The sequence below is a fragment of the Vibrio penaeicida genome (genome assembly GCF_019977755.1).
GTDB classification, from domain to species: domain Bacteria; phylum Pseudomonadota; class Gammaproteobacteria; order Enterobacterales; family Vibrionaceae; genus Vibrio; species Vibrio penaeicida.
Map to the genome: position 1 here is coordinate 3,674,559 of NZ_AP025144.1, position 26,831 is coordinate 3,701,389.

The window sequence follows — 26,831 nt, forward strand, 5'->3', positions numbered from 1 at the left end:
TGCAAATAGATTGTTAACACAAATAACAAAAAGGCATATTGATATCATTCAATATGCCTTTTCTAATTTAAGGGAAAATAGAGGTAGAATGTTTAAAATCCCGCTTCGACTCCGACAAATGCACCATGTGTTAGATACATATCACTCGGTCCTGAAAACATGTTAAAGCGGTAATCCATCACGCGATATCCAGCTCGAATAGCCACGTCAACTTTTTCGAAATCAAAACGATAGCGCATACCCGCAGTGACATCGGCAGTTTTATCCCCATCACTATTACCAAAATCAAACTCACCAATTACATCAAAGTTTGTTTCAGGAATAGTAATCGCCGCGTTGGCATACCAGCTAAAAAGAACTTTATTGAAGTCCTGCGTTGGATCAACAGGGTTTGAGTAGACACCATTCGCGTATTGGGAAACCGTAAGACCGGCATCAAAATGCAAAAGATCGTGCTCAATCAGATCGTAGTAGAAAGTAAAATCCGTTTTATTGAATTTGATATAGCTCATTTCTACTGGGCTAAAGCGAATTCTAAAATTTGGCACATAGGCAATATTGTGCTCTAGCGCTAACGAGCCTGTGAACTTGGTTTCTCTGTCACTATTTAAAATAGTTTCGGCATCATGCTTATAAGCCGTTTTTGCCGACCACGCATCGCCAGATACTTTCACGGAAAAGTCCGTTTCCGCGTAAGAAGAAAACGTACACATTAATAAAGAAGAAGAGAACAAAGCCGCACAAACGCGATTTTTCATGGAAGGAAGCCCCACCCGTCAATTATGAACACATGGGGATACTATCATAATTGCCCTGTACGAAAAGACATCTCATTCAGGGCTGACTCAATTTTAACGCGGGCAGTACACTTTGTTACGAAAGAACCACCAAGCAATTGCCAATACAATCAACCAAGGTAATAACTTAAATACCATACCCATCATTCCGAACACTAACATGACTGCGAAAGCCACGGCACCCGCTGCGAAAATCGACACTAGGGTGACGCCAGTAAAAAACAACACACCCAGAAATACCAACACAAATAGCAGTTCAATCATTGTTTGCCCCTTTTGTATTTTTACTTTCAACTATATAGCTGAGTTATTGCAGGAAGCAGACCAACTTTTGAAAATACTACTTTTTCCTTTTATAACAAATAAATACAACAAAGCCTTGAATACTAATTCAAGGCTTCATATTTCTATTCATGGTCAATTTAGCTAACAGGTGGCGATTTTTACACACCCAATTCAGCAGGGATTTTAGCTAACGCTGTTTCGACAACTTCTAGCCCAGCCCCTTTCTTGTGAGCGTTTTCACTGATGTAGCGACGCCACTGTCGAGCACCCGGCATACTTTGGAATAATCCGAGCATATGACGCGTCATATGACCTAGATACGCGCCATTCGATAGCTCTTTCTCTATGTAGGGGTACATTTCGCGCACAATATCAGAGCGTTTCTTCACTGGCTTTTCAGAACCAAACAACTCTTGATCAACAAAAGCCAGCAAGTACGGGCTTTGATAGGCTTCACGACCGATCATTACACCGTCGAGATACTGCAAATGTTCTTTCGCTTCGTCCAGAGTTTTGATTCCGCCATTCACCGCAATATTCAGATGTGAAAAATCTTTTTTAAGTTGGTAAGCGCGAGGATAATCCAAAGGAGGAATTTCGCGATTTTCTTTTGGGCTTAATCCACTCAACCACGCTTTACGGGCATGTATGGTGAATTGCTCACAACCACCCTTCTCAGAAACCGTAGAAACAAAGTCCGTGAGGAATTCATAAGAGTCTTGGTCATCAATACCGATACGTGTTTTTACCGTAACAGGTACATCAACCACTTCACGCATGGCAGCAACACATTCCGCCACCAAGTTTGGTTCTCCCATCAAGCACGCACCAAAACGACCATTTTGAACACGATCCGATGGACAACCAACGTTTAAGTTAATCTCATCGTAGCCGCGCTCTTGAGCGAGCTTCGCACACGTTGCAAGATCTGCCGGATTAGAACCACCCAGCTGCAATGCAACAGGGTGTTCCTCTTCACTGTACGCCAAAAAATCACCCTTACCATGAATGATCGCGCCCGTTGTCACCATCTCGGTATATAGAAGTGCGTTATCCGACATTAAGCGGTGGAAGTAACGACAGTGTCTATCTGTCCAATCGAGCATCGGGGCAACGGAAAAACGGTTATTTTTAAAATTATTTATTTTATCTTTCAAAATCAACATCTTAAATATGTAAATTTGAGATTCATTAACATCTCAAATTGTAAAATATGGGCTATTTTGGTACATTTTGACCACTTGGTGATCCCACAGGTGATCCCATAACAGCATTCGATACACAGGATTATACATGGCATCAGTGATTATTGAAAAACGAGCAAATAAATCAGGCACAGTTTCATATCGAGCCAGAGTTCAGCAAATCCATCAGAAGAAGGTTGTTGACCGTATTTCAAAGACTTTCAAGACAAAGACCCTTGCAAAAAATTGGGCTGTCAAAATCCAAAAGGAGATGGAAGAGAAGTACGAAAGAGTTAGAGCTGGTGTTTATCGACCTGAAAATGAATTAATCGAAGCCACAGTTGGTGATCTCATTCGAATGTACTTGGAGCATCCTAGGCTATCAAAGGACATTGGTAGAACTAAATATTACGTTCTCAATTCACTACTTAATTACGAAATCTCAAGTATTCTCGCCAGTAACTTGAGATACAGTGATTTGGTCAAACATTGCGAAGAACGCTACAACGAACCTACCACTCCATCACCACAAACCATATACCACGATGTTACTTACTTAAAATCAGTAATGGATACAGCCAAAGGGGTTTTCAAAGTCAATGCAGATACTTCATATCACGATGAGGCAATTCCTGTTCTTATCAATCAGAAGTTAATCGGTAGATCGAAAGTCAGAGATCGTAGACCGACTCGTGAAGAGTTAAAGCTAATGGAAGAACGTTTAATCAAACGCTCTCAGCACCGTGCGGCAAAGATTCCTTTTGGTGATATTCTTCAAATTTCACTACTCACAGCAATGCGAGTCTCTGAAATTACTAACCTAAAATGGACTGACTTAGACCATCAAAACAAAACCATCGTCATTCGTAACAGGAAAGATCCTCGTCAAAAGCAAGGTAACGATTCTGAAATACCATTACTCGGTGGAGCTTATGAAATCATCGCTCGACAACCTAAAGATCCTGAAAACCCAAAATTGATTTTTCCGTACAATTCGAGATCGATAACGGCTGGTTGGCAACGTGTACGTAAAGAATTAGGTATTGAAAATTTACGTTATCACGATCTTAGACGTGAAGCGGCATCAAGGCTCGCAGAAATGGGACTACCAATTAACATCGTAGCTCGTATTACTGGACATAAGAACATCAACATCTTGCACAACATCTACGCCAAGATTGATATTAAAGAGTTCGGTAGAGAAGGATACGCTAAGTACCTGAAAGAAGAGAATATACAACAGCCAGAAAGTGAAAAGCCCCAATCATAAGATTGAGGCTTCTCTCCGTAGAACGGTTGCTAATGTAGTGGCTTGAATCAGTGGTCATCTACAAGCTGATATGAATATACTAAGCAACAGCCCAAAGACTGTCAACTAAAACCAGAAGAATCAAATGCCAAATACTATCACCTACACCGCCCTAACTAATGTCCTGCCTCATCAACGACTCTCTATGTACGAGAAGGTATTTAAAACAACTACTCCTGTAGAGCTACACGGTGCGTATATTTGGTCGGTAAAAGTTGCAGCCAGTATACATCCTCTGCTTAGTGCTCTGGAAGTAGCACTTCGAAACTCTATCCACATCAGCGCAACGAACGCAATTAGCCCTGACTGGTACGATAAAATCAATACAAAAACCAGAAAGAGCTGGAAGGTCGGCAAGCGTGATCAGGGAAACATTAATTGGCACAAGTCTCAAATAGCAGATGTAAAAAAGAAGCTTGCCCGTAAAACACAAACACCACCCAAAGGGCTAACTATGCACGATTTACTCGTGGCAAAGATGGACTTTGGTTTTTGGGATAATCTACTAAGAGAATGTTTTTCTATTAACGGGGATAAAAAGGCATTATGGCCCCAATGTATACCAATGGTCTTTCCACATTTACCAAAAGGTCAAACCAACGCCACTATCCAAGTTGAAATTTCGGCTTTGCGTGAATTAAGAAATGATATCGCTCATAACTCACCGATATGGAAGCATAAAACCGTCACAGACACACAATCAGCGATTGCTCATATCAATCGACAAATAGACAAAATCCTTGAAATCATTAACTGGCTATCTTCAGAAAAAGTCGATTGGCTTGAAGTTCATATGCTTCAATCAGAGGCAAAGCGGATCGCATCAGAGGAATACTTATTATTATGTCAGCGCAAAGATATGACTAACCTTACGACTCCATACAGCCGCTACAAAAGAGGCTTCCGTAGCCGCCTAAAGCAACTGAAAAAAGATGAGTTTGATGTTGTAGATACGATTAATGGTGAACTGTATATGCTAACAAAAGTGACATCATAGACGTTGCTTCTTGATTGTTGTTGAACCACTTTGCTGAATCTTTAGAACCAGTGCGCCTTCAAACTTATCCGCTTTTTCAGGGGCGTACTTCCTTAACTCACAAATCAGAGCTTTTAAAATGTCGTAAGTACCTAACAGCTCTGTTTGAGTAGTCGAAGTTTCAGCGACTAACTCATCCAATGCTTCCTGTCTTCCCTCTATTCGGCTGATCAGCTTTTCAGACGGTGCAGAACCGCTTTTGATTAAATCATCACGCAGAACTATGTCTTTGCGTAGCTTGTTGCTCATAAGCTCTTTAAGCTGACCTTTGATGAAGTCAGAGTTCGCCAACTCTTGTGTTTTTTTCAGCTCATTTTTTGCTGCGGATTCCAATCGGCTTTCTTGTTTCTTTCCACTCATAATTTTCTCCTATCCATACTTATTGAACTACCACAAAAACAAGCAATGACAATAGGTTAGTAGTAAAAAGATCATCAGTACCCTAATGCTAATAACAAAAGTGGTAGACAATTTTATGGCTAAAAGATGAACCCGTTTCAACCATAAAATCGCCATAACTAAAGATAAAAACCGTAATCTATTCAGCACCTTAACCGCTTAAAATTTGCAAATCTTGATATCTGTGGACTACTAAAAGTAAGCATTAATACAACCAGCTTGTATCTATACCCACTTTCTCTGCTCTACGTTTGAGTAAAGTTTGTATAGATGCTGGTCAACTTTTGAAAAGTTGAGTAAATAAAAAGGAGAAAAAACAGCAGTGAAGCAGATAAGATTATTATGCCGTACCGCACATACATACGGCTTCCACAAGAACAAAACAGGATTTGATCAGCATAACTTTAGATTGGATGAATTAGCGCCAGAAGAGCGTAATTACAATTCAGAACTTAGTAAAAATAATGTGATATTTCGACAAGGTAAGCAAGTCGAACCTTCACAATTGACCGACCTATTAGCAGAGATCGAAGTCGACCAACACAACAAGCTCAAGCAGGTCAAAGGCGGAATGTCTGACAAATATGTTGGAGAGCTAAACCTTGCTCGATCTAAGAGCAAGTCCAAACTGAAAAAGTGGGTGGAGAATGCTTCAAATCCACTAGAAAGAGACTTTTTCAATGAGCTACTGGCAAAGGTGGGAATTGATAAAATTCACGCTAAGACAGAGCTTAAAAGGCTGTCCAGCTTTGGCAAGATCAAACGCTATAACAACAAGAAGAAAACCATTCACAAGTTAGAAGAGTGCAATAAACTCCTAACAGTCAACGACAATAGCTCAATGTCCTTAAAAGTCATATCTTCAGAAAAAATTTTTAAAATTCCTGATAAGCACGGTATTAGCATCTCCGCTGAAGATTGGAACAGGTTGATCTACCAGTTCCACAACAAATTTTACAGTGACTATGATGCTTATTACACCGCAGTCCATCTAGACGAAAAAGCAGAAAATCCACACGCTCACCATCGTTTGAGTGGTTATAACAACACAACTAGACGGTTTGACTTACCTGATCACGAGTTAAACTTAGTACGTAAACTGTATAACAAGCCTGATCTCTTTAGTGGTAAAAAGTGGAGTAAGTTAAGCCCTGACGAAGTAGAGCAGTTCGGCCAACTTTATCAAAACATTATGTTTAAATACTGTAATACCCAATTACAAAAACTGGGCTACAACATCAATGCAGTGAAACGCACACCGCAAGAAGTAAAACAAGACGCACACGAATATTCAAACCTCAAGATTAGGCATCGAGTTCATAACGGAGTCAATCAACTCAATGACGATAAAACCGAGCTAATAGAAGCGGTAAGCGACCTTAAACATCAAGAGCAACGCTGGAAAGATAAAGCCATTCAGGAGCGAAAAACGGCTATCAACTGGAACAAAAAAGCCAAGCAGCAAAAGGCACTATTACAACGTACTAAAGCGAATCTGTCTCAGTGGTTTGAAGAAAAATTTGAGCAATGGTTTAACGGCTTATTGACGTTCAAAAAATCCAACCTTAACCGAGATTTGATCCAGCCTGTTGAGCTTCATCTGTCCCTTAGTCAAGAACGTGAAGACGCTGGAAAAATCTTAATGGATGAGGTTGAACTAGCTCTACAACAAGATCAGCTTAGACGTTATAAAAAGGAGTTTGATAGACAAGAGGCAAAGAACCGATATAAAAATTAATCTGTCACTTGGACGAAAAATCACAGCAAAGCCACAAGACCAAACACACTAAACTATCTATGTCCTCTTACCCGGTTTTCTCTTATTCATCTTCTCACTTTGAAATTGACCGTCTTTCAGACGATAGATGGAAAAATCGTAATCCCCTTCTCTACGAGGCGCAGAAATTTGAGGTGGATGCTGATAATCAAAATCTTTAACGATACCAACTGTACGGATTTTGTTCTTGATTGAACGAATCTGCTCTTTTCGAGCTTGATTAGTAGATACGCCTAGAAAATCGACTAAGAAGTAAAAATTAGCTCTATATGGGTAATACGCCAACGTTTGAATATGCAGTTTGATAGATGAGACTTGCTTGTATGACATAAGCGCACTTAGCCCCACATTTACCGCTTTTGGATCTAGCATTTCTTTTGCTTGGAGGTTTAGGAACTGGCGACTAAAAGTGACGTTGATACGGTCATCATCACAGGAAATTTTGGCAATAAAGGGATGGTGAATATTTATAACAGCTTGCTCGATTTTACTCTTTGAAAGCTTCACCCAACCAAATAGAGACTCTTCTGATTTAAAATCTTTAAGGAAGATTTCAACGTGATTAACGATATCGTCTTTCATTCCAGCTTGAGCAAGAAAGGACAACACCAATTTCATTTGAAATGGGGTTAAATTTTCAGGGTAAAGTGCGGATTGAGCGTCAGAGTTGTTGACCACACAATCACGAGGTAATCTTAAAAAAAGGTTGTTTGATAGCATATTTTTTCTCCTTGGTTGATTATGCTATCTCGTGAGAAAAAATATAATTTATGGTTAAGCTATTGATAAAAAGTAAAAATATGCTAACAATGATTATATCTCGCTGCATCGAGATTTTCCGAAACTAAAGAACTTTTGCCGAGTTCTTTTTTTCGTTCTTCAGTCAGTAAACCTCAAAAAAAACAAATTGCAAGAGCAAAAACCTTATTACACACACCTTCCTAGTTATACACACCAAAGATTATTACACACACCAATACGCTCTATTGCTCCCCCCTAATTGTTCACCCCCTTACATCTGAGGTAATTCAATAATGGAATGATAATAAAATCTTTCTTTAATATAACCAAAGCGCATAGAAAGGTGTTTTAAGCTAACTTTTAAGGTTAGCCCATCCATTAGCTACAACAATGCTAAATCAGGCTAAAAACGCCATTTAAAGAGCCACTATCACTATATGAGCATAAGGCTGATGAATCAGAGATTCACAGAAATGAAAAATCAGAGATTTTTCTGCCTCTGAGTGAAAATTATTGAGTTATGCGTCTTGCATCAAGTCCCAAAACTCACTGTCTAACTTTTTAATTTCAATGACCTTTTCAACTTGCATTCCCAAGTTAAAATCATAAATGTATTGAGCGAGTTGCTGACCATCGATCAAAACCAGTGCGGTAGTGCCATTCAAATTATTGGCGTATTCTTGAGCACCTTTCGTATAAGATGAAGTGGTAATGAAAATCCCTTTGTTCGATTGAGCGACAGCTAACGCACCAACAAACTTCTGAATCTCGTCCCGACCAACCGTATTACCAATATCATAACGTTTTGCTTGGATGTGGATTCGCCCTAATCCCAGCAAATCTTCTTTGATAATCCCGTCAATTCCACCATCGTTAGAGGCTTGAGTCACTTCACCAGCGTTTTTAACTTGTCCACCATAGCCCATTCGCTCAAGCAGAGACACGACAAGGTGTTCAAACTCTCGTGGCGATTTTCTCAGAACCGTCTCTAAAATCTCATCGTAGATGGATTTTTTAATTTCATCGAATGATTCAGAAAAGAGCTGAAGTGGCGTTTTATCTTCCGCTTCAATATCAGCCGATTCATCTACCGTTAAAGGCTTTGATTTTCTCTTTGTATGAGCTTTATAGAGGTATGTTTGAGCGTCTTCTCGTTGCAATACCAATCGACCAGCATCATTGATTTGATACACACCACGCTTAGGCTTATCTATATACCCTGCTAAATTTAAAAAGCTCATCGCCCACGAGATCCGATCTAAAAAAACGGGACCATTACCAGAATCATACATTTGCTCAATCTCTTCATCAGAGAGTTGGAAATGTTGCGCCAACGGTTTAACCAGTTCTTTGAGTTTCTTCACTTCACCATCAAGTAAGTGAGTTAAAACTACAAATCGAATCTCATTATGCTTGGGGATTGTCATTATTCTTTACCTATGCCGCATTGCGCTTAAAGTTCTCAGCCTGCTCAAAAATCTCTTTATACACTTCATCACGATCAATCGGTGGGTAACCCCACTCATCGAGCAAAATGATCAGGTCAAAGTGCAATTCAGCTTTGATATCGTCTCGCTTGTTCCAATCTGTGTATTTGGCTTTGTCATCAATGACCCTCTTCACCTCTTTAGATAGGTCAAGGAGCTTCTCTTCTGGATAGGTAAAGTCGTACTTGTGAGCCAGTGAAATGAGAATGTCGTAAAAGGCTTTTTCTTCAAAATCTATCCCCATTTCACCAAACGAGGCCATCTCAGCACGTAGTTCATTGTAAAGATTGATAATTTCATCAGAAAAATCATTGATGACTTCCGAGCGAAGTACATCCTTTTCATCACGCTCATTGTACTTTTCAACCAACATATTCATTTTCTTAGTGAAATCGACACCTTTCACTTTATTGGTCTTTTTAAACTCGCCAATCGCTTTGGCAAGCATCTGCTGAAGAAGTTGAAGTTTAGTGTTTGGCTGTTTCACCATCTCCAACTTGGCAAGATAATCATCATCAAAAATATCAATCTCGCCACCGTCTTTTTCACCCAGTTTAAAGATCTCTTCAACACCATCACTCATTAGTGCGTCTTTGACCAAATCACGCACCTTACGATTCATTTGGTCAACATCTGGCGCACCACCCGTAGTGATCTTAAATACGATGGTTCGAACCGCTAGATAATAGTGAATCTTGTCCTTATGCTCTTTGGTCAGCTCACTACTACCCACACAAATGTCATAAGCTGATTTAAGGCGTTTGGTCAGATCCATAAACGTCTTTTCAAACTTCTTGGTTCTCAGTGCAAAATCAGCCGAAGCATTTAAGCAATTTAACTGCTCTAGTGGCGTACCATTGAAGTAGGGCTTAGAGTCGAACTTATGGAACAACCCATCCAACAGGCTCAAGTGATCCTTAACGATAATGACCGACTGTTTAATGTCTTCTAGGTTCTGATCTTGCCCTGCTGTGTATTGGGAAAGTGCAAGGTTCATCTGTTTTTTTATGCCGATGTAATCGACTACCAGACCATTCTCTTTACCTTCAAATTTACGGTTTACTCTCGAAATGGTTTGGATCAGATTATGTTTTTGCAAAGGCTTATCAATGTAGATGGTATCGAGGAACGGCACATCAAAGCCCGTTAGCCACATATCTACCACAATAGCGATTTTGAAGTTCGACTTACCATTTTTAAACTGACGATCCAGCTCTTTACGGTACTCTTTATTGCCGAGTTTGTTCCACAGAGCTTTATCATCGTCTTTGTTACGAGTCATAATCATCTTGACTCGTTCCATCGGCTTCACTTTCTTCTTATCACTTTCTGATAGAGTTGCACCGTCTTCACAGACTTTTACTTCATCCCACTCAGGGCGAAGCTCAAGCAGTTCTTTATAGAACTGATAAGCGATTTCACGACTGCTACAAACGAACATTGCTTTGCCTTTTTGAGTCGTGCCTTCTTCAACACGATTCTCATAATGCTCAACAAAGTCTTTCGCTATAGCTTTGATACGATCTGGGTCGCCCAGTATGGTAGACATACTCGCCATAGCCGTTTTGCTTTTATCTATTTGATATTCGTTTGTCCCTGCTTCTTCACACTCTTTATAGTATTTTTCGACTTCATCAAGCTGGCGACCATCAAGTAGCACTTTTGCTGCTCGACCTTCATACACAATACGAACAGTAATTTCATCGTAAACCGATTCTGTCATTGTATAGCTATCGACAACTGCACCAAATACATCCAACGTTGCGTCAATCGGTGTACCAGTAAAACCAACATAGGTAGCGTTTGGTAAAGAGTCGTGAAGATATTTAGCAAAGCCGTAAGTCTTTTTCACGCCGTCTTCAGTAACGGTAATTTTCTGTTCTAAATTGGTTTGGCTACGGTGCGCTTCATCCGAGATACAAATGACGTTGGTTCGCTCAGTCAGTAGCTCCAAATCTTCCGTAAATTTATGGATGGTAGTCAGGAATACACCACCACTTTTACGCCCCTTCAGATGTTCTCGAAGTTCAGCACGACTCTCTACACTAATGATGTTTTGATCACCCACGTAACCTTTTGCATTGGTGAACTGACCTGAAAGCTGATCATCCAGATCGGTACGATCAGTGATGAGAATAATAGTTGGGCTGCCCAACTCGACATCTTTCATCAGTAGACGAGATAAGAACAACATTGTGTAGCTTTTACCACAACCAGTCGCACCGAAATACGTACCACCCTTACCATCACCACTCACCAACTTTCCGTGCTCATCAAAGCACTTCATATGCTGTTTGATATTGGCAAAAAGCTTTGTTGCTGCGTAATACTGAGGATAACGACAAACAATCTTTTCTTGTTTGCTTGAGGTGTCAGGTAAGTAGATAAAGTGACGTATCACATCAGTAAGGCGTTTCTTATTAAACAAGCCGCTGATCATCGTAAACAATGAATTAATACCGTCTTTGTCTAGCTTCTCTTCACCCGTAATTTTACGCCAAGAGTAAAAGAACTCATAAGGGGCAAAGTACGACCCCATTTTGCTGTTCACACCATCACTAATCACACACAGTGCGTTGTATTTGAATAGTTCAGGGATATCTCGATCATAACGAGTGGTTAGCTGCTTATACGCATCATAGATAGTCGCTTCTTCACGAATGGCACTCTTAAATTCAAACACCACAAGAGGTAAGCCATTGATGTAAAGAATCCCGTCAGGAATACGCAGCTCATAGCCTTGTATCTCCATTTGGTTAACGATGCGATAGCGGTTGTTCTCTATGCCAACGTAGTCTAGAAGCTGAATGTATAAATCTTTCTGACTTGCATCTTCACGCTTTAACAAAAAACCATCAGAAACAAACTTCATTATGGCTTTGTTGGTATCGTAGAGATCTGAAGCTGGAAGATACTCAAGCTTATGGATAATTTGCTCTATCTCATAGGCTGTAATACCTTCCGCTTGGTAACGTTTAGCTAGAAATTCACGAAGATCGGACTTAATCAGCACATCTTCAGGTGCTCGCTCAATCGCCTCACCACGAGTATGTGGATAGCCTTCTTTCCCTAGCAGTTCAATGATGGCTTGTTCTAGCCGTTCTTCTGTGAATTTCATTATTAAACCTTACTAACGCTTGATAGAAGCATTTCTTTTAGTTCAACTAACCTTGCTATTTCATTTTGTTTCTGTTGTATATAAGTATCTATTTTTACTACATTATCCTGAAATATGCTCATCACTTCTTGAGGAGGCACTGCTAGTTTAAAAGTTTCGATATTATATATAGGTAACTTCGCTTGAACTGCACCAACAACCCTTTCATCAAGCTGGTTCTTTCCTTCATTCGACATTAAAAAGTGATATAGAAAGCTAGTTGTTACTTTTTCTAACTCAACAATTTTGACACAATTCTCTGTTAAATTAGCACCATCTAAAGAACCATCAATAACCTTCGTAATGCCTATGGTTCCCACGATAGAGATAACCAAATCATCTTTTTTTACGGTATATCTTGATATCTGCGCTTGGACATCTTTTTCAAGGTATTCAAATTTTTTACCCAATACACAGAACTTCTTATTTCCTAAGTCGGCAACTTTGATATAAGGATGAGCGGTCTTTTCAGAGACCAGCTCTTTACCTTTAGGCAGCCTTTTACCACCCTTTATTAATGCAAGTTCCTTAAGTGAATGGCTATTCCAGACTTGTGGAATTTCTTTTTCTAGTAGAGCGCAGTATCTCATCTCTCCACCAAAAGACTTATAAGGTTTGCCTTCTAGTTCAGACTTACCGATGGACTCTGCGTACTCTTTTGAGATCGGAAACTCAAAATCAACAAACCACTGTTTGTAAATAGCTTGGGCGGTATCTTCTAGCTTTTGAGTTAGTTGTTCGTTGAGTGCAATACGGTCATTCACCACATTGTATTCACGCACGATTTCACGCTGTTTTTCGATAGATGGGATTGGTAGCTCAACATCACACATTTCTTGCCAATCGAAAATTTCACGAACTGAACCGTGAGACTTAAATCGAGCATAGCGATCAAATTCAGGTCGCCTAAACCACATCATCAAATACTCTGGGTCTAGCTGATTTGAATCTTTAACCTCAAATACAGTGTAAGCTTGGGATACCAATGCCTGATCTAACGACTCAAGCATTGCGATACCCATTTTATCTCCCCTACGAGATGTATCAGGAACGTAGGTGAATTGATGTTTTTTTACGATTTTGTACTTTTTAAAGTCAGTTCCTACAGTGTTAGCAACAGAGTCAATAAACACCTTTTGGGTTGATACACCAAGAAGGTTATCCTTACGGTTTTCTTTGTTCCTAGTATCAACAACTCGAATAAACTGTCCTAATTTCTTATAATTTGATCTCATAGCCCAGCTCTTTGAAAACATTTAGTAAGTCATTCTTCGATTGTTCTTCTTTTGCAAGAAGAGAACTAAAGTCACTCCTGAGATTGTTCATCTTTTCATCAAAGTCAACGTTCTCATCTCGGTTAATAAACTCAATGTACTTACTAGGAACAAGTGAGTAATCTTTGGCTGCAACTTCGGCTTTCTTTGCCGAGTAACAATATTCAGCAATATCCTTGTACTTATCTTCCGCCCCCACTTGCTGCCAAGTGTGAAGCGTCTTAGCAAAATCTTGAATGTCTTGCTCAGAGAACTGAACAAACTTTTTCTCGAACGGTTCGCCACGTTGACGCAGATCCATAAACAAGATTTCGTCTTCACGGTCACGATAGTTGCGAGTGACATCTTCGTGCGGAACAGTATGTGCTTTTTTGTTTTTGTTGAGTATCCACAAAGTGACACTGATATCGGTGGTGTAGAACATACTGCGAGGAAGAATAATTACCGCTTCAACTAGATTATTTTCAATCAGCTTTTTGCGAATCGCTTTTTCCGTTCCATCACCTGAGAGCGCACCGTTTGACAGAATAAAACCTGCAACACCGTTTTCAGACAGCTTGGAAACCATATGTAAAATCCAGCCATAGTTAGCGTTGCTGCTTGGCGGTGTTTCGTAGCCATCCCAACGATGGTCATCAACCAGCTCATCGGAAGCTCGCCAATCTTTTTGGTTAAATGGTGGGTTTGCCATAATAAAATCAGCTTTAAGAGTTTCGTGCTGATCATTGGCAAAGGTATCTTTTGCGGCTGCACCAAGGTTGGCAGAGATACCACGAATAGCGAGGTTCATTTTCGCTAGTTTGTAGGTTGCGCCTGTGTACTCTTGACCATACACAGAAATGTCTTTCTTGTTGCCTTTGTGGTTCTCAATGAACTTCATTGACTGAACAAACATACCGCCCGAACCACAACAAGGGTCATAGATTTTACCTTTGTATGGCTCAATCAATTCTGCGATTAAGTTAACAATGCTCTTTGGTGTGTAGAATTCGCCTTTACCCTTACCCTCTGCAATCGCAAATTTAGACAAGAAATATTCGTAGACTCGACCTACCACATCTTCGTGCGGATTCGCTAAGGTGTCGATGTTGTTAATCACATCGATCAGTGCAGATAACTTACTGACATCTAAACCAAGGCGAGAGAAATAGTTGTCAGGCAATGCACCTTGTAGTGCTTTGTTAGTTTTCTCGATGGTGCTTAGAGCGGTATCGATCTTTAGAGCAATATCTTCTTGTTTAGCGTTTTGCTGAACAAAGCTCCAACGACTGTTTTCTGGTAAATAAAACACATTGTCTTTGGTGTAGGCTGGAACCATATCAACGTGCTTTTCCAGCCCTGAATCAATCAGCTTTTGGCGCTGTTTCTCAAATGTATCACTGATGAACTTGAGGAAAATCAGGCTCAATACGATGTGTTTGTATTCTGACGATTCAACACTACCACGCAGCTTATTTGCTGCATCCCAGAGTGTTTCTTCAAATGATTTTTCTTTCTTTTTTGCTGCTGCTTTTTTTGGAGACTGTTTAGCCACTTACGCACACCCTATAGGATTCTGTTAAGAATATTTTATTGGTTAAATTTTGGGCCAAATACTATCAGAAACACCCTGATTTTTCTATTGAAATCACACTCATATCAAGTTGATAGACATCACTTTTAACTAAATTGGCAATAGAAATTTCGCTTCTACTATTCCCTCAAAAAGCCGAAATCTAGGGATAAAATTAACGCTATATTTTCAATAACTTGGATAATTCAAAATCAGTGATACGACATAAGTAACGGCCGAAGAAAAGGAGTTACTTATGAAAAAGCCAAGATCGAGTGCAGGACGCACTACAGCAAAAACAGACCAACAGAACGAAATACTAAACCGTCTATTCGATTACTTTTCAAAACCGAAAGGCGAAAAACCATCTTCAGAAAATGACATCAATGTGAGCTTTTATCGATCCGCATTAAACGCTCTTCCCCGAAACTTTCACGACAATAACTACAACGGGGTTAACATCATAATGTTGCTACAAGCTCAGGAAGAATCCGCTACCAAAGTGCCAATTTACGCCACATTCAAGCAAGCCGCTGCACTATTAGAGCAGCACAAAGATCAACTACCTCCTAAGTCAGAAACATTCGATCCTGATAAACCATTGAAAGGGTTAAAACTAGATGCACAAGTCGTAAAATACCTTGAGACTTACAAGAAAGACGGTGAGGTGATCAGCAAGGCTAAATTTGAGAATGAAACTAAAGGAATGAGTTTTAAGGAAATGCACGATAAGGGCTACCTCAAACGCAAGGGGCTTAAACCATATAAAGTATTTCCTATTGAGCGCATCAAACACCTTCTACCTCAGTCATACATTGACGAGCGCAGTTATTTTGCCAAACAAGCCGAACTTGAATCGCAACAAATGAGTGAAGAAATGCGAGATCAGGAGTTTGTTGAGAAAGCCCAGCTCATCATTGATGCGATGGGTGTACCTGTCATAGAAAAGAATGAAGATCGTGCTTATTATTCGCCAAGTAAACACGAAATTGTGATCCCTCCTAGGCATAAGTTCTGCTCTGATAAAGCCTATTTTGCGGTGATTTTGCACGAAATTTCTCACTCGACTTCGAAGCATTTGGGGCGTGATATGTCAGGCTTCTTTGGCAGTACATCATACTCAAAAGAGGAATTGATCGCTGAGACAGCAACAATGTTTATGTGCTTAGATGAGGGCCTAGAAACGTTTCATTCCCACGCTCGCTACTTAGAAGGATGGTCGAGCCACTTTTCAGATAATAAAAAAGTGCTACTCAGCGTATGTAAACAAGCGAAAGAGGCGCAACAGTACATCAGTGATACAGTCGCAGAGCACAAGTTAAAGCTACAACAAAAAGCTGCTTATTTTGTTCCTAACCAGCTAGACCAACGAGTGACGCTTAACAGTGCCTACAATGACGAACTCAGCCAGTTCATTGACACACAATCACGCTCATTTGGTTTATTGATTCCGCTTAAAAATCAGAGAATTGTTGGTTTTAACCATTTAACTAAAGGGTTAGAAATTTATACCGATGAAAAGAAAGTCAATGTGTATGGCCCAGCCGCAAAATCTATAGAGCATAAGCTGCAAGAACTAGAGGTGAAGCAAGAGTTATTCTGTGATTCGATATTGGATATCGAACCAGATAACCTCACAATGCAAAAACCCAGAAATGGATCTCGATTATCTCTTTAGTGAAAGAGTAAAAACACAAAAAGCCCAAATCGGGCTTTCTTGTCGTGTTCTCATCCATTTGAAGTCTACTTTGTTTATTCCTCCCAGTAGCGTGTATTTCCGTCAAGGTAATGATTAGTGAATAGTGACATCACCATCATAATAATCGAGTATAAAGATCAACAGGTTAGATGCAGCTCGTAAACTCGTTATTGCCGTGATAGTTTGACCAAGGCAAGTCAAATCATCAATTTTATTTCCTTCAACCAGCAACTCAATATAATCAGCAAGATCATTAAGCTCTTCAGCGCAATACTCGATTTCTTCTACATCAAGATCTTGCTCAAGCATAAAAAAGCCTTGAACTGCTTCGATCTCTGCTTCGTGTTGAGGGAACATACCGACCTCAGAACAGTACCTCAAAGATGTAAGAAGTAGCCTTCTATCATTTTCATAGTTTGGGCTTAGTGCGGTTAGGTTTTTTGCTATATTTAATACACTCATATGTTTTCTCCTATGTTATGTGCATTGATTTGTCATATTTCAGACTTTTGAATTAAGTTGTTTATTTTCAGTGCCTTGCTTATCAGTGAAGCAAGGTATTCATACTGTTGTTAATGTCTACTTCTCGAACCCATACCCAGCGAGAACCTGGCAACGCATCTTTATGTTTGCCTTGGTAAAATCGTGGAGCTTTTAGATTTCTAAAGTACGGAATACGATGTTTAATTTTTCGAGGTGAAGCCGACCCAGAAGCAGACTTTTTAGCGGTAGTCGCTTTCAACGTTGCACCTTGATAACTCATTTTGGTTTTGCCTTTTGGCAGTTTCACAGCCGAGTCAGGGTATCCTTGAACTAGCTTTTCTCCTTCTGTCGCTGAATTGTAAATACATAGCGTGAAAGCTATTTTCAGCACTGTGTCTATCACATCAGCGCTTTCACCAGTAACAAACGAAGAATCATCTAAATCAGGTAGGGTTCGTAGCGCTATTGCTCCACGTCCAGCGCTATCTTTAAAATTGACGACAAAACAAACGTCATCCAGATCTCGATTTTCATCGCATAAATCCTCTACATCGCCAATATAATGATGAGTTTCAAAAATCTCCCTACAGGTCATTATGGAGACCAAGCAACTTTTAATTTCATACCCATTCACCAGCGTTTCTGTTGGAAAGGCTACGGCAAATTGTTTGAAAGGAGGCTCTAGGGCTACTGCCCCTGATACATCAATTTTTGCCTCAAAGAGGGTCTGGGCTAACTCACGATTTTCTAAAAAAACAACTGGCGAACTACTTTCAATCCAGCTTTTTTCCAAGCCTAGAACCGTTAGATTTTCAATCACATTGTCGAAATCAGTTGAAGAATGCAGCATATCCATAGCTATTAAGTCTGCGAAGTCAGAGTAAGCGATAGGTCCCTTACCAAAAACTCGTTTCAGTGCTCTTCTTCCACTCGCCTTTTTCAAGTTGGTGTCCAGTTTCGTTTCATACATTTCATATTTCATAGTGCTTTCCTTCTGGTTAGTTTGCGTGCGTTTTTTGTTTAAATTTGTCATATCAATTTCCTCTTAATTGCTTGTTAAATATCTAAAAAGTAATGCGGCTTTAATCCATCGACATTAAAAATCACAATTTCTGTGTGAAACTTAATGCCCTCAAAAACATCCAGCGGTAGCGTGACAATCGAACTGATTTTTTGCGTATCACGGATCTTGCGCCAACGCTTGCTTCCAACAGCTTGGTTAGTGCGCCATCCAGTCGGTACAATGGCGATTAAAGGCATTGCTGAACCAAATAGCTCAAACACTTTGTCGATGAATATCTCTGGATAGAGCTTGCGTTTTGGGTGTCCATTGAACGGAGGATTCATCACAACTAAATCCACACCATCAATCGGTTGGTTAAAGTGCTCGAAGTCTTCGTTGTAAAACTCATCGGCACAGTTCGGTACGGAGTCAACATCGTTACCTACGACATAAGCCCCATTCTCTTTGAAGCCCTTAACAAGGTTTCCCGTCCCAATAGCAGGGTCAAAAACCTTACTGACATTCAGCTTTGAGTAGATCTCTTTCGCTAGAAAATCAGTCACCTCTTTCGGTGTATAGATGGTTGAGTTTTTAATGTCTTGATGATCTTTGTTTAAATGTTTCATATTGTTTTCCTTATAGATTTAAGTTTTTTAGGGTGTAAAAAGCCCCACCCGATAGAGTGTTTAAATTTCAAATGTTTTGATTTATTTAAGCGGTAGCGTTCTATTCAGAACTCAGGTGGAGAGCACTTATGGAAAGTGCGTCATAAGAAAGAAGAAACAAAGACCTAAAAAGAGGTTAAATGATAGGCACAACAAAACCCCGTAAGTGCTAGGCACAGACGAGTGAATGGTGTGATTAGTATGAGTAGATGTTAATAGTGGCATAGCATTTCTCCTGTAAATTAGTCGCCAAAGCAAAAAAGATCGTTAGTCCAAAAATGGCGTTTTAACGAAATACCACAGCACCTTTCAGTGATAAAACACACTGAAACTCAACAAACGTGATAGCAATAAACGAAACTTGTTTATGTTTCTCTTCACACAAAGCGAAAATACACAGATCCCAAGATATCGTTCCGACAGCCGATTAAGCCTGTCATCAGCGTTTATTTACTGTTTATTTCTGTTAAACGTCACTCCTGTTCAAGTGGCACTTACAATCATTTTTTAGAGCTACCCTCAAGGGGCTGCTTTTGTCTTTTGTCGAGTGACACGCACTGGTCAGTTCGACTATCTTTGGCGGCTAACACGAAGCGGCGATGCCCGTAGATTAGCCATATATTGCGAAAGGTTTCGCTACAGTTAAGTCATTTTCCGTTGACCTTGCTAAAATCGCTGCACTCCATTTGCAACACTTAGCCTTTAAATTTTCCTCACAAGATTTAGTGTTCTCATAGGATATCAAAATAAAACAACAAACGCAAGCTTTATTTTGTATTTTTCTTGACATCTAGGGATTTTTCACCTCCTAACCCTTTTTTCACAAGGCTTGTCGTTAGATTATTTTTTATTATACCGAGCTAATAAGAACCTCTAGTCACTGCTAGATCAGCGTTTGAGAACTAACGAATAGACTGTTTTAGATTGTATTGGTAGGATTTAGTTGTCGGCTATGTTCTTTGAGAAGCGGGTAACTTCAAATGTAACGCTTTAGCTCTTTGGTTTTGCCATAAGGTTAGAGCAAGAAGAAACCTACACGTTATTAGAGACTGTAAAGCTAATAACGCTCAAAAAGAACAGAGTCTTATTTGAAAGTATAAGGACTTGGCTTTCACGTGTTGAGTTTTACTTAACACACCTAGCCTCACTTCAATGCTGAGGCCAACTATGAAAAATAAGCACGATACTACTTTAACTATGACTCACCACCTTCTTTTGGCTCAGTTCGGTAATCGAACACTGATCCCAGTTGAAGAATTGGCTGAACCATATTTGGGGGTTGCTGTGAATACGGCTAAAAGAAAGGCTAAGTGCAATGAATTGCCTTTTCCTTGCTTTAGGGTCGGACTATCTCAGAAATCGCCTTACGTGGTTCATCTGAGTGAATTAGTGAAGTACATAGATCAACGCACGAATGAGGCTAGATCGTTATGGAAAACGTATCAGTATTGTTAGTGCTGCTTTTATATTTAATTGCGGTGCGGCTTCGTCAATTTGATGGAGTTTGCACCCTCTTTTCTGCACATTTTGACCTTTCCGTGATCCCACTGGAGATCCCATTTCAAAAATAAAAATATTTTATCTTTTAATTTCAATTAGTTAAAAACAAAATCAGTCCAATCGAGCATGGGTGCAACAGAAAAGCGAGAAAGTGCGTATTTGCTAGAGTTTTCAGGTTTTATCATGGTTTACTACTAATCTGGATACTGTATGTATATACACTAATTTACTAGAATTGCTCCCGATTTCTCTTATCAGTACGTATATAGTACGCATCAAAAGAGTAGGACAATGGCATCATTCAGCATAAAAAACGCCAGCTAAAAAGCGGAGAATTGCGCTTTACAGCAGACATCATCGTTAAAAAGAATTCGGCGATTATACATAGAGAATCCAAAACATTCAGGAAAAAAGATCTCGCTAGAACCTATGCACTCAAAAGGGTTGACGAGCTTGAATCGCCTACACCAGAAGTTCAAAAATCCGTACCGTTATACGTACTACTGGATATGTACATGAATGACAGGGATTTATGGGATAGAACGGGTCGCACAAAACAATATGTGATCCGCATGCTGCGAGACTGTGACATAGCTAATATTGAGAGCAACAGACTAAAATCTAGCGACATCATAAAGCACTGCAGAAACCGTAAGGGTGCAGGAGCAAAACCCGTCACTATTTATCATGATATTGCTTACCTTCGTTCGGTCATGAAGAAAGCGGTCCCTGTATTTGATATCAACGCCAACTTTTCTGTATTTGAGGAAGCTGTTCCCGTATTGATAGACATGGGGTTGATAGGTAAAAGCGAAAAGCGTACCCGACGCCCTACTGATTCGGAATTGGATAGGCTTAAAGAGGGGCTAAAAGCTCGCCAAGACTTTCGCTCAAACGGGAAAATCCGAATTCCTTTTATCGATATTCTGGATTTCAGTATCTTGACTTGTATGCGTATTGGTGAGGTCTGCAGCTTACGATGGGAAGATATCAACGAAGAGCATAAAACTGTTCTTGTTCGTGACCGAAAAGATCCAAGAAAGAAACAAGGCAATCACATGATTGTTCCGTTACTCGCAGGGTCATTCGATATCGCGATGAGACAACCGAGAAACAGCGCTTTAATTTTCCCGTACAACTCGCGCAGTGTTACAGCCGGATTTCAAAGAGTAAGAAATTCACTTGGTATTGAAGATTTACGTTACCGCGATTTAAGGCGAGAGGGGGCAAGTCGATTATTTGAGAAAGGCTATTCAATCGAGGAAGTGGCACAGGTTACAGGACATAGAAACTTGAACATTTTATGGCAAGTTTATACTCAGTTGCACCCTCATAAATTACATAAAACACCAAAATAAAAAAAGCTCCCCATTGGGGAGCTTTTCATTCCTACGATCAATGTAATCTATGCAGCTTTATCTTGCGCTTTAGATCCTTCTAGAGCTTCACGCATTAATACAGCCAAACGATCAACCAATAGGTTCATCTCCTTGAGGTCCCTAATCATTTTGATTTCGTCTTTCATATCTGACTCCATTGTGATTTTACCCACTTTAAAATTTTATTAATCTTAGTATTACTCAAAAATCTATACAGCTAGAGCTTCGACAGCTGGCTGTGCGCCCTTACGAACATTGATTGCTAAAAACTGCTCTAAATGGCATGTGCAATCTACTAGTGTTGAATGATCTTCATCTGAAATTGCATCTATGATTTCATGCAAAATCGACACTACTTCTTCTGCCTGTAAAAAAGCAGGGTCAACATCTTTATACTGATTCAACGATACAAGTAAGCTTGAACAGATCTTACGAAGCTCGTCAAAAGATGGGTCATTCTTAGCTAAAGCAGCCACGTTATCCTTTTTGTTCAAGGTCTGACACGTGTATTCAGCAATTTCAATAACACCGTCGTATAGCTTTGTAATTAATTTATCGAGAAGCGCATTTTTTGACATATAAAACCTGTTCAATCCAATTGACGTAATGGCGGCAGATTCTAAGACCAATATGCACTTAAGTAAATAACAAATACATGCCTTACTTAAAAAAATAGACTAAATTTCGAGCTACACAAACAATTTCGTTCGTCTGCTTAGCTACTAATCTCATATAAACTCGTAAAATACCAGAACCTTTTTGTAAAAAAATAGTTAAACCCGACTCAGTACAACATTTCAATCGTTATCACCGATTTTGGTTTCAAAATTCCGGTTTTGGTTACTTATTTGGGTCAGCGAGACTATCAGAAAAAAATGTAGAACTGAACAAAAATGTTCATTTTTCCCACACCCACTTGAGGCTATTTACTTCAAAGAGACAGGCAACATCATAGCGCTCTATTTTTGACTTCTAACCTAGTTAGCCTCTCATCCATCTTTTCCATCATTAAGCGTATCCACTTAATATCTGTTTTGAGTGCAATGCCGACACCTACACCGCTAGATAAAGCACTGGCAACCGCAACTATTAGTGTTTGATACTCTGCCATTACTAGAACTCATTGCGCAGGGTTTCCCAAAGACCAAATACAATTGGAGCACTTGCGCCAATAATGCCACCGAATTGAACACCGTCTGCCGATACGCTCGCGGTGATGAGTTCAGGGTGACCAGATACCAAAGCAGCTCCCGCGCCAAGTAACGCTAAACCCTTTTTTGTGGATGGCTGGTCAATATCGATATTCAATTTCTCTTTGATAAGCTTTTTCATTTTGTCCTCCTTTGCTAATTGTGAGAATTAATAAACCGGAAATTACACCGCCCCCGCTAATCGGCTGCCTTCCATCACGAGGGCGCGGTCAACGTACACGCCGCACTCAAACTTAATCATTTCGTAGACAAGGTCTGGAATGTGAGCATGTGTGAGGGGTTGATGCACTTCTACGCCCATTCTCGCCGCGACCGTGTCGGCGTAAACGTTGGTTGGGTTTTCGTGGTCGGGTGCCCATCGGTTGATGATGTCGAACACGGTGACTAAGCCGTAACGGGTCATGTAGTTCTTAATGAGCTTGGCACTCGCTCGGATGCCGTATTTCATGTGGGAGAAGGTGGCAAAGCGCCCAAGCACTTCAACGCCTGTTTGACCTGTCCACTGGTTGTTTTTGTTGTACTCAATGTTGAGCGGGTTGTTATTGCGTATTCCGCGCGGCTCGCTGCTCATGGTGACGAAATGGTTTTGGGTATTTTCATAGGTATAGAGGCGCCATGACGACGAATTCAGATTTACTCCATAATTAACGCCAAATCACACCTTGTTTAACACTTCTCCATAAAGTTGTTGCGGTTTTTGGTGAAAGTCTGGTAGAAACGCGTTCAAGACACTTACCGCATGCATGCCAAATATGTGACACATTGTTGCAGTGTGCACAATTCCTGATGTTGGAAGTGACTTACAATCACAAAATGTTTTTTGCATTCTATTCATCGCTTGATTGGTTGGCTTCTTTTGCATAGGGTTAAAAAAAACGCCCTTTACTGCCTAACTTGCTAGATAAATGGTATATTATTAATAATGTGCACCAAAATGGATGAGCCAATTGGAGTTGTCGTTGTTAGAACAAATTGAAGGCATCTGCCAAAGCCGTGGGGTTAGGCTTACACCACAGCGTAAAAGAGTGTTCGAGCTAATTTTTGCAAGCAAAAGTGCATCTAGCGCTTATGATTTGTTAGATAGGCTGAAAGAAAGTGAACCTCAGGCAAAACCACCAACGGTCTATAGAGCGTTGGATTTCTTATTGGAACAAGGTTTTATCCATCGAGTTGAGTCCACGAATAGCTTTATCTCGTGTTGCTCTTTTGGTACTCACAAGCATTTCTCTCACCTGCTTATTTGCGATAAGTGCGGGAATGTAGCTGAACATCAGGATGACCAACTTGTAGCCTTGTTGGCAAAAAATAGTGAAAAACAGGGGTTTCAGTTAACCAATCACGTTATTGAAACTCACGGTACTTGCAAAAGTTGTTTTTCAGACTTTACGGACAAATAAAAGATAGAACGTTATGCGCGCTGAATTTGTAAACCCGTTTTTAGCTTCACTAATGAATGTACTGAAAACTATGGCTTCACTGGAGCTAAAGCCTCAGAAACCTCGAGTTAAGAAAGATGAAATCGCTCGTGGTGATGTGTCTGGTTTGATTGGTATGGTCGGAGACCAAAGCCGAGGTTCAATGTCGATTACTTTTGACGAGTCTCTGGCATTGGAAATCATGCAAAACATGCTAGGCGAACGTCCGAATGGTCTAAACGAAGAAGTAACCGATATGGTGGGTGAAATCACTAATATGGTTACAGGTGGTGCAAAACGCATTCTTTCAGAAAGTGGTTTTGACTTCGACATGGCAACACCCGTCGTTGTTTCGGGTAAAGGTCACACCATTCGTCACAAATGTGAAGGCGCGATCATCATCATGCCATTTACCTCTGAGTGGGGTAACGCATTTATCGAGATCTGCTTCGAATAAGAAGACAGAGCCGAACAAGAGAAAAGCTGTTGCGAATGCGACAGCTTTTTTTATTTGTCATTGGAATGAAAAAAGGTCAGCAATTGCTGACCTTTATTTTTAACTCATATGCGGCATTTCAATACGCTTAAGCTTTGTAAGCTTTGAACGCGTTAATCAAACCGTTGGTTGAACTATCATGAGAGCTAATTTCAGATTGGTCTGCCAGTTCAGGCAAAATCTGATTCGCTAGCTGCTTACCAAGCTCTACACCCCACTGATCAAAGCTAAAGATATTCCAGATAACACCTTGTGCAAAGATCTTGTGCTCGTACATTGCAATCAGATTGCCCAGAGTCTTCGGCGTAATTTGCTTAACCAAAATCGAGTTAGTAGGGCGGTTACCTTCAAATACTTTGAATGGTACAAGCGACGCTACTTCTTCTTCACTCTTACCTGCGCTTTCAAACTCAGCTCTCACCGCTTCTTCAGACTTACCAAATGCAAGTGCTTCAGTTTGCGCAAAGAAGTTAGACATGAGTTTCTGGTGGTGATCGCTCGCTGGATTATGGCTTAGAGCAGGAGCAATGAAATCACAAGGGATCAACTTTGTACCTTGGTGGATAAGCTGATAAAACGCGTGCTGACCATTGGTACCAGGTTCACCCCAAATAACTGGACCTGTTTGATAGGTCACGGCATTACCATCGCGATCGACGTATTTGCCGTTGGATTCCATATTGCCTTGCTGGAAGTATGCGGCAAAACGATGCATGTATTGATCGTATGGCAAAATCGCTTCCGATTCTGCACCGTGGAAGTTGTTGTACCACACACCAATTAAAGCGAGGATAACTGGGATATTGCTTTCCAAATCCGTGCTTGCGAAGTGGTTGTCCATCTCGTGTGCGCCATCCAGCAACTCCACAAAGTTGTCGTAGCCAACGGATAGTGCAATAGACAAACCAATTGCAGACCATAGTGAGTAACGACCGCCGACCCAATCCCAGAATTCGAACATGTTGTCGGTATCAATACCAAACTCAGACACTGCAGTTGCGTTAGTAGAAAGAGCGGCAAAGTGTTTTGCTACGTGCGCTTCATCACTTGCAGCTTCAAGGAACCAGTCACGCGCTGAGTGAGCGTTTGTCATGGTTTCTTGCGTAGTAAATGTTTTAGACGCAATTAGGAACAAGGTTGTTTCTGGATTCACTTTTTTCAACGTTTCAACGATGTGCGTGCCATCTACGTTAGAAACGAAGTGCAGGTTCAGGTGATTTTTGTATGGCGCCAGCGCTTCGGTCACCATGTAAGGGCCGAGATCTGACCCACCAATTCCGATGTTTACAATATCGGTGATCGCTTTACCTGTGAAACCTTTCCATTCACCGTCGATTACACGGTTGGTAAATGATTGCATTTTTTCCAGCACAGCGTTTACCGCTGGCATGACATCTTCACCGTCGACTAAAACTGGCTTGTTACTGCGATTACGGAGTGCCGTATGAAGCACTGCACGGTCTTCCGTTTGGTTTATCGCTTCGCCACTGAACATCGCATCAATGGCAGTTTTTAATTCGGTTTCTTTCGCTAAAGCAAATAGGTGCTTAAGCGTTTCCTCGTTAATAAGGTTCTTTGAGTAATCAACAAGAATATCCGATCCGAAACGTGTAGATAATTTATCGAAACGTTGAGCATCTTCAGCAAACAAGGCTTTCAGATCCATATCTTGTGCCGATTCGAAGTGCGCAGTTAATGCATTCCAAGCTTGGGTCTTGGTAGGGTCAATATTTTTTAACATGGTAATTGTCCAATGTTCGTTCGATTATGTTCTCTTCAGCCAGATTAATTTATATGATGCTGAGTGAATTCCAGATTAAGCGAAATAAAGAATCGTACTTTTTGTGTTTGTTATATCCAATCGACACAAAAAAACGTAATAAATTTTCAGATTCCGGATTATGGCGCAACCCGTTATCGCTGACATTGAGGTTTATCACGTAATCTCAATTGTACCTAATCGGAATCAACTATTAATGCGA

At 40.3% G+C, this 26,831-nt stretch carries 24 protein-coding genes and 1 pseudogene; 8 read left to right on the forward strand and 17 right to left on the reverse strand.

Annotated features, from left to right (window positions below; genetic code table 11):
• Nucleotides 1–92: 92 nt before the first annotated feature.
• The 3 genes from LDO37_RS16575 to dusA form a co-directional block, all read right to left on the reverse strand.
• Nucleotides 93–758: a TIGR04219 family outer membrane beta-barrel protein gene (locus LDO37_RS16575; protein WP_126607143.1), complete on the reverse strand. Its 666-nt coding sequence runs from the start codon at nt 756–758 to the stop codon at nt 93–95.
• A 93-nt stretch (nt 759–851) separates the two neighbouring features.
• Nucleotides 852–1,061: an envelope stress response protein PspG gene (pspG, locus tag LDO37_RS16580; RefSeq protein WP_101114652.1), complete on the reverse strand. Its 210-nt coding sequence runs from the start codon at nt 1,059–1,061 to the stop codon at nt 852–854.
• 179 nt (nt 1,062–1,240) lie between these two features.
• Complete coding sequence (gene dusA, locus LDO37_RS16585; RefSeq protein WP_224055261.1) at nt 1,241–2,239, reverse strand: tRNA dihydrouridine(20/20a) synthase DusA; 999 nt, start codon at nt 2,237–2,239, stop codon at nt 1,241–1,243.
• A 136-nt stretch (nt 2,240–2,375) separates the two neighbouring features.
• Between dusA and LDO37_RS16590 the strand changes: the two genes are divergently transcribed.
• Together LDO37_RS16590 and LDO37_RS16595 are read left to right on the forward strand one after the other, a co-directional pair.
• Entirely contained in the window at nt 2,376–3,536 is a 1,161-nt protein-coding gene (locus LDO37_RS16590) for a site-specific integrase (protein WP_126607136.1), read from the forward strand.
• A 124-nt stretch (nt 3,537–3,660) separates the two neighbouring features.
• On the forward strand, nt 3,661–4,572 hold the full coding sequence (locus LDO37_RS16595; RefSeq protein WP_224055262.1) for an Abi family protein: 912 nt from the start codon (nt 3,661–3,663) through the stop codon (nt 4,570–4,572).
• Here LDO37_RS16595 and LDO37_RS16600 read toward each other — a convergent pair.
• Nucleotides 4,567–4,971, reverse strand: coding sequence for a hypothetical protein (locus LDO37_RS16600; RefSeq protein WP_126607137.1), 405 nt, complete (start codon nt 4,969–4,971; stop codon nt 4,567–4,569). The two genes, LDO37_RS16595 and LDO37_RS16600, sit on opposite strands and share 6 nt — an antisense overlap.
• Nucleotides 4,972–5,332: 361 nt before the next feature.
• Here LDO37_RS16600 and LDO37_RS16605 point away from each other — a divergent pair, with 361 nt between their 5' ends.
• Nucleotides 5,333–6,748 (forward strand): hypothetical protein, encoded by a 1,416-nt coding sequence (locus LDO37_RS16605; RefSeq protein WP_126607138.1) that lies wholly within the window; start codon nt 5,333–5,335, stop codon nt 6,746–6,748.
• Nucleotides 6,749–6,805: 57 nt separating this feature from the next.
• Here LDO37_RS16605 and LDO37_RS16610 read toward each other — a convergent pair whose 3' ends face one another.
• The 5 genes from LDO37_RS16610 to LDO37_RS16630 all read right to left on the reverse strand — a co-directional run bounded on the left by LDO37_RS16610 (nt 6,806) and on the right by LDO37_RS16630 (nt 14,980).
• The gene (locus LDO37_RS16610; protein WP_126607139.1) at nt 6,806–7,507 is read right to left on the reverse strand and encodes a hypothetical protein; all 702 of its coding nucleotides are present in this window, start codon (nt 7,505–7,507) and stop codon (nt 6,806–6,808) included.
• A 539-nt stretch (nt 7,508–8,046) separates the two neighbouring features.
• The gene (locus LDO37_RS16615) at nt 8,047–8,955 is read right to left on the reverse strand and encodes a restriction endonuclease (RefSeq protein ID WP_126609646.1); all 909 of its coding nucleotides are present in this window, start codon (nt 8,953–8,955) and stop codon (nt 8,047–8,049) included.
• Between the two features lie 10 nt (nt 8,956–8,965).
• Entirely contained in the window at nt 8,966–12,133 is a 3,168-nt protein-coding gene (locus LDO37_RS16620) for a type I restriction endonuclease subunit R (RefSeq protein ID WP_126609647.1), read from the reverse strand.
• Nucleotides 12,134–12,135: 2 nt separating this feature from the next.
• Nucleotides 12,136–13,407 (reverse strand): restriction endonuclease subunit S, encoded by a 1,272-nt coding sequence (locus LDO37_RS16625; RefSeq protein WP_126609648.1) that lies wholly within the window; start codon nt 13,405–13,407, stop codon nt 12,136–12,138.
• Entirely contained in the window at nt 13,391–14,980 is a 1,590-nt protein-coding gene (locus LDO37_RS16630; protein ID WP_126609649.1) for a type I restriction-modification system subunit M, read from the reverse strand. Before LDO37_RS16630 ends, LDO37_RS16625 begins: the two co-directional genes overlap by 17 nt.
• A 274-nt stretch (nt 14,981–15,254) precedes the next feature.
• Here LDO37_RS16630 and LDO37_RS16635 point away from each other — a divergent pair, with 274 nt between their 5' ends.
• Nucleotides 15,255–16,676: a zincin-like metallopeptidase domain-containing protein gene (locus LDO37_RS16635; protein WP_126609650.1), complete on the forward strand. Its 1,422-nt coding sequence runs from the start codon at nt 15,255–15,257 to the stop codon at nt 16,674–16,676.
• Nucleotides 16,677–16,790: 114 nt separating this feature from the next.
• On the opposite strand, the gene LDO37_RS16640 is transcribed toward LDO37_RS16635, so the two are convergent.
• The 3 genes from LDO37_RS16640 to LDO37_RS16650 all read right to left on the reverse strand — a co-directional run bounded on the left by LDO37_RS16640 (nt 16,791) and on the right by LDO37_RS16650 (nt 18,809).
• Nucleotides 16,791–17,159, reverse strand: a complete 369-nt coding sequence (locus LDO37_RS16640; protein WP_126609651.1) for a hypothetical protein — start codon at nt 17,157–17,159, stop codon at nt 16,791–16,793.
• 82 nt (nt 17,160–17,241) lie between these two features.
• Nucleotides 17,242–18,213, reverse strand: coding sequence for a hypothetical protein (locus LDO37_RS16645; RefSeq protein ID WP_185829923.1), 972 nt, complete (start codon nt 18,211–18,213; stop codon nt 17,242–17,244).
• Between the two features lie 23 nt (nt 18,214–18,236).
• The gene (locus LDO37_RS16650; RefSeq protein ID WP_126609653.1) at nt 18,237–18,809 is read right to left on the reverse strand and encodes a hypothetical protein; all 573 of its coding nucleotides are present in this window, start codon (nt 18,807–18,809) and stop codon (nt 18,237–18,239) included.
• 1,236 nt (nt 18,810–20,045) lie between these two features.
• Here LDO37_RS16650 and LDO37_RS16655 point away from each other — a divergent pair.
• Complete coding sequence (locus LDO37_RS16655; RefSeq protein WP_224056062.1) at nt 20,046–20,303, forward strand: pyocin activator PrtN family protein; 258 nt, start codon at nt 20,046–20,048, stop codon at nt 20,301–20,303.
• Nucleotides 20,304–20,639: 336 nt separating this feature from the next.
• Nucleotides 20,640–21,706: pseudogene (locus tag LDO37_RS16660) on the forward strand (site-specific integrase).
• A gap of 230 nt (nt 21,707–21,936) precedes the next feature.
• Here the strand turns inward: LDO37_RS16660 and LDO37_RS16665 are convergent.
• From LDO37_RS16665 to LDO37_RS16680, 4 genes are all read right to left on the reverse strand, one after another.
• Complete coding sequence (locus tag LDO37_RS16665) at nt 21,937–22,305, reverse strand: hypothetical protein (protein WP_126610187.1); 369 nt, start codon at nt 22,303–22,305, stop codon at nt 21,937–21,939.
• Between the two features lie 371 nt (nt 22,306–22,676).
• On the reverse strand, nt 22,677–22,838 hold the full coding sequence (locus tag LDO37_RS16670; protein ID WP_185829954.1) for a hypothetical protein: 162 nt from the start codon (nt 22,836–22,838) through the stop codon (nt 22,677–22,679).
• A gap of 2 nt (nt 22,839–22,840) precedes the next feature.
• Entirely contained in the window at nt 22,841–23,059 is a 219-nt protein-coding gene (locus tag LDO37_RS16675; protein WP_126610186.1) for a hypothetical protein, read from the reverse strand.
• Between the two features lie 42 nt (nt 23,060–23,101).
• Nucleotides 23,102–23,509, reverse strand: a complete 408-nt coding sequence (locus tag LDO37_RS16680; RefSeq protein ID WP_126610185.1) for a structural protein P5 — start codon at nt 23,507–23,509, stop codon at nt 23,102–23,104.
• A 367-nt stretch (nt 23,510–23,876) separates the two neighbouring features.
• On the opposite strand from LDO37_RS16680, the gene zur reads away from it, so the two are divergent.
• Both zur and LDO37_RS16690 read left to right on the forward strand, forming a co-directional pair.
• Complete coding sequence (gene zur, locus LDO37_RS16685; RefSeq protein ID WP_101114173.1) at nt 23,877–24,335, forward strand: zinc uptake transcriptional repressor Zur; 459 nt, start codon at nt 23,877–23,879, stop codon at nt 24,333–24,335.
• Nucleotides 24,336–24,348: 13 nt separating this feature from the next.
• Nucleotides 24,349–24,810 carry a chemotaxis protein CheX gene (locus LDO37_RS16690; protein WP_101114171.1) on the forward strand — a complete coding sequence of 154 codons (462 nt, stop codon included), beginning with the start codon at nt 24,349–24,351 and terminating at the stop codon, nt 24,808–24,810.
• Nucleotides 24,811–24,937: 127 nt separating this feature from the next.
• Here LDO37_RS16690 and pgi read toward each other — a convergent pair whose 3' ends face one another.
• Nucleotides 24,938–26,590: a glucose-6-phosphate isomerase gene (gene pgi, locus LDO37_RS16695; protein ID WP_126610184.1), complete on the reverse strand. Its 1,653-nt coding sequence runs from the start codon at nt 26,588–26,590 to the stop codon at nt 24,938–24,940.
• Nucleotides 26,591–26,831: the final 241 nt, after the last annotated feature.

Excerpts from the sequence above, each read along its gene's own strand:
- LDO37_RS16575 (WP_126607143.1), bottom strand. The coding sequence starts at position 758 with ATGAAAAATCGCGTTTGTGCGGCTTTGTTCTCTTCTTCTTTATTAATG.
- pspG (WP_101114652.1), bottom strand. The coding sequence starts at position 1,061 with ATGATTGAACTGCTATTTGTGTTGGTATTTCTGGGTGTGTTGTTTTTT.
- LDO37_RS16590 (WP_126607136.1), top strand. The coding sequence starts at position 2,376 with ATGGCATCAGTGATTATTGAAAAACGAGCAAATAAATCAGGCACAGTT.
- LDO37_RS16595 (WP_224055262.1), top strand. The coding sequence starts at position 3,661 with ATGCCAAATACTATCACCTACACCGCCCTAACTAATGTCCTGCCTCAT.
- LDO37_RS16600 (WP_126607137.1), bottom strand. The coding sequence starts at position 4,971 with ATGAGTGGAAAGAAACAAGAAAGCCGATTGGAATCCGCAGCAAAAAAT.
- LDO37_RS16610 (WP_126607139.1), bottom strand. The coding sequence starts at position 7,507 with ATGCTATCAAACAACCTTTTTTTAAGATTACCTCGTGATTGTGTGGTC.
- LDO37_RS16615 (WP_126609646.1), bottom strand. The coding sequence starts at position 8,955 with ATGACAATCCCCAAGCATAATGAGATTCGATTTGTAGTTTTAACTCAC.
- LDO37_RS16620 (WP_126609647.1), bottom strand. The coding sequence starts at position 12,133 with ATGAAATTCACAGAAGAACGGCTAGAACAAGCCATCATTGAACTGCTA.
- LDO37_RS16625 (WP_126609648.1), bottom strand. The coding sequence starts at position 13,407 with ATGAGATCAAATTATAAGAAATTAGGACAGTTTATTCGAGTTGTTGAT.
- LDO37_RS16635 (WP_126609650.1), top strand. The coding sequence starts at position 15,255 with ATGAAAAAGCCAAGATCGAGTGCAGGACGCACTACAGCAAAAACAGAC.
- LDO37_RS16640 (WP_126609651.1), bottom strand. The coding sequence starts at position 17,159 with ATGAGTGTATTAAATATAGCAAAAAACCTAACCGCACTAAGCCCAAAC.
- LDO37_RS16645 (WP_185829923.1), bottom strand. The coding sequence starts at position 18,213 with ATGACAAATTTAAACAAAAAACGCACGCAAACTAACCAGAAGGAAAGC.
- LDO37_RS16650 (WP_126609653.1), bottom strand. The coding sequence starts at position 18,809 with ATGAAACATTTAAACAAAGATCATCAAGACATTAAAAACTCAACCATC.
- LDO37_RS16655 (WP_224056062.1), top strand. The coding sequence starts at position 20,046 with ATGACTCACCACCTTCTTTTGGCTCAGTTCGGTAATCGAACACTGATC.
- LDO37_RS16665 (WP_126610187.1), bottom strand. The coding sequence starts at position 22,305 with ATGTCAAAAAATGCGCTTCTCGATAAATTAATTACAAAGCTATACGAC.
- LDO37_RS16670 (WP_185829954.1), bottom strand. The coding sequence starts at position 22,838 with ATGGCAGAGTATCAAACACTAATAGTTGCGGTTGCCAGTGCTTTATCT.
- LDO37_RS16675 (WP_126610186.1), bottom strand. The coding sequence starts at position 23,059 with ATGAAAAAGCTTATCAAAGAGAAATTGAATATCGATATTGACCAGCCA.
- LDO37_RS16680 (WP_126610185.1), bottom strand. The coding sequence starts at position 23,509 with ATGAGCAGCGAGCCGCGCGGAATACGCAATAACAACCCGCTCAACATT.
- zur (WP_101114173.1), top strand. The coding sequence starts at position 23,877 with ATGAGCCAATTGGAGTTGTCGTTGTTAGAACAAATTGAAGGCATCTGC.
- LDO37_RS16690 (WP_101114171.1), top strand. The coding sequence starts at position 24,349 with ATGCGCGCTGAATTTGTAAACCCGTTTTTAGCTTCACTAATGAATGTA.
- pgi (WP_126610184.1), bottom strand. The coding sequence starts at position 26,590 with ATGTTAAAAAATATTGACCCTACCAAGACCCAAGCTTGGAATGCATTA.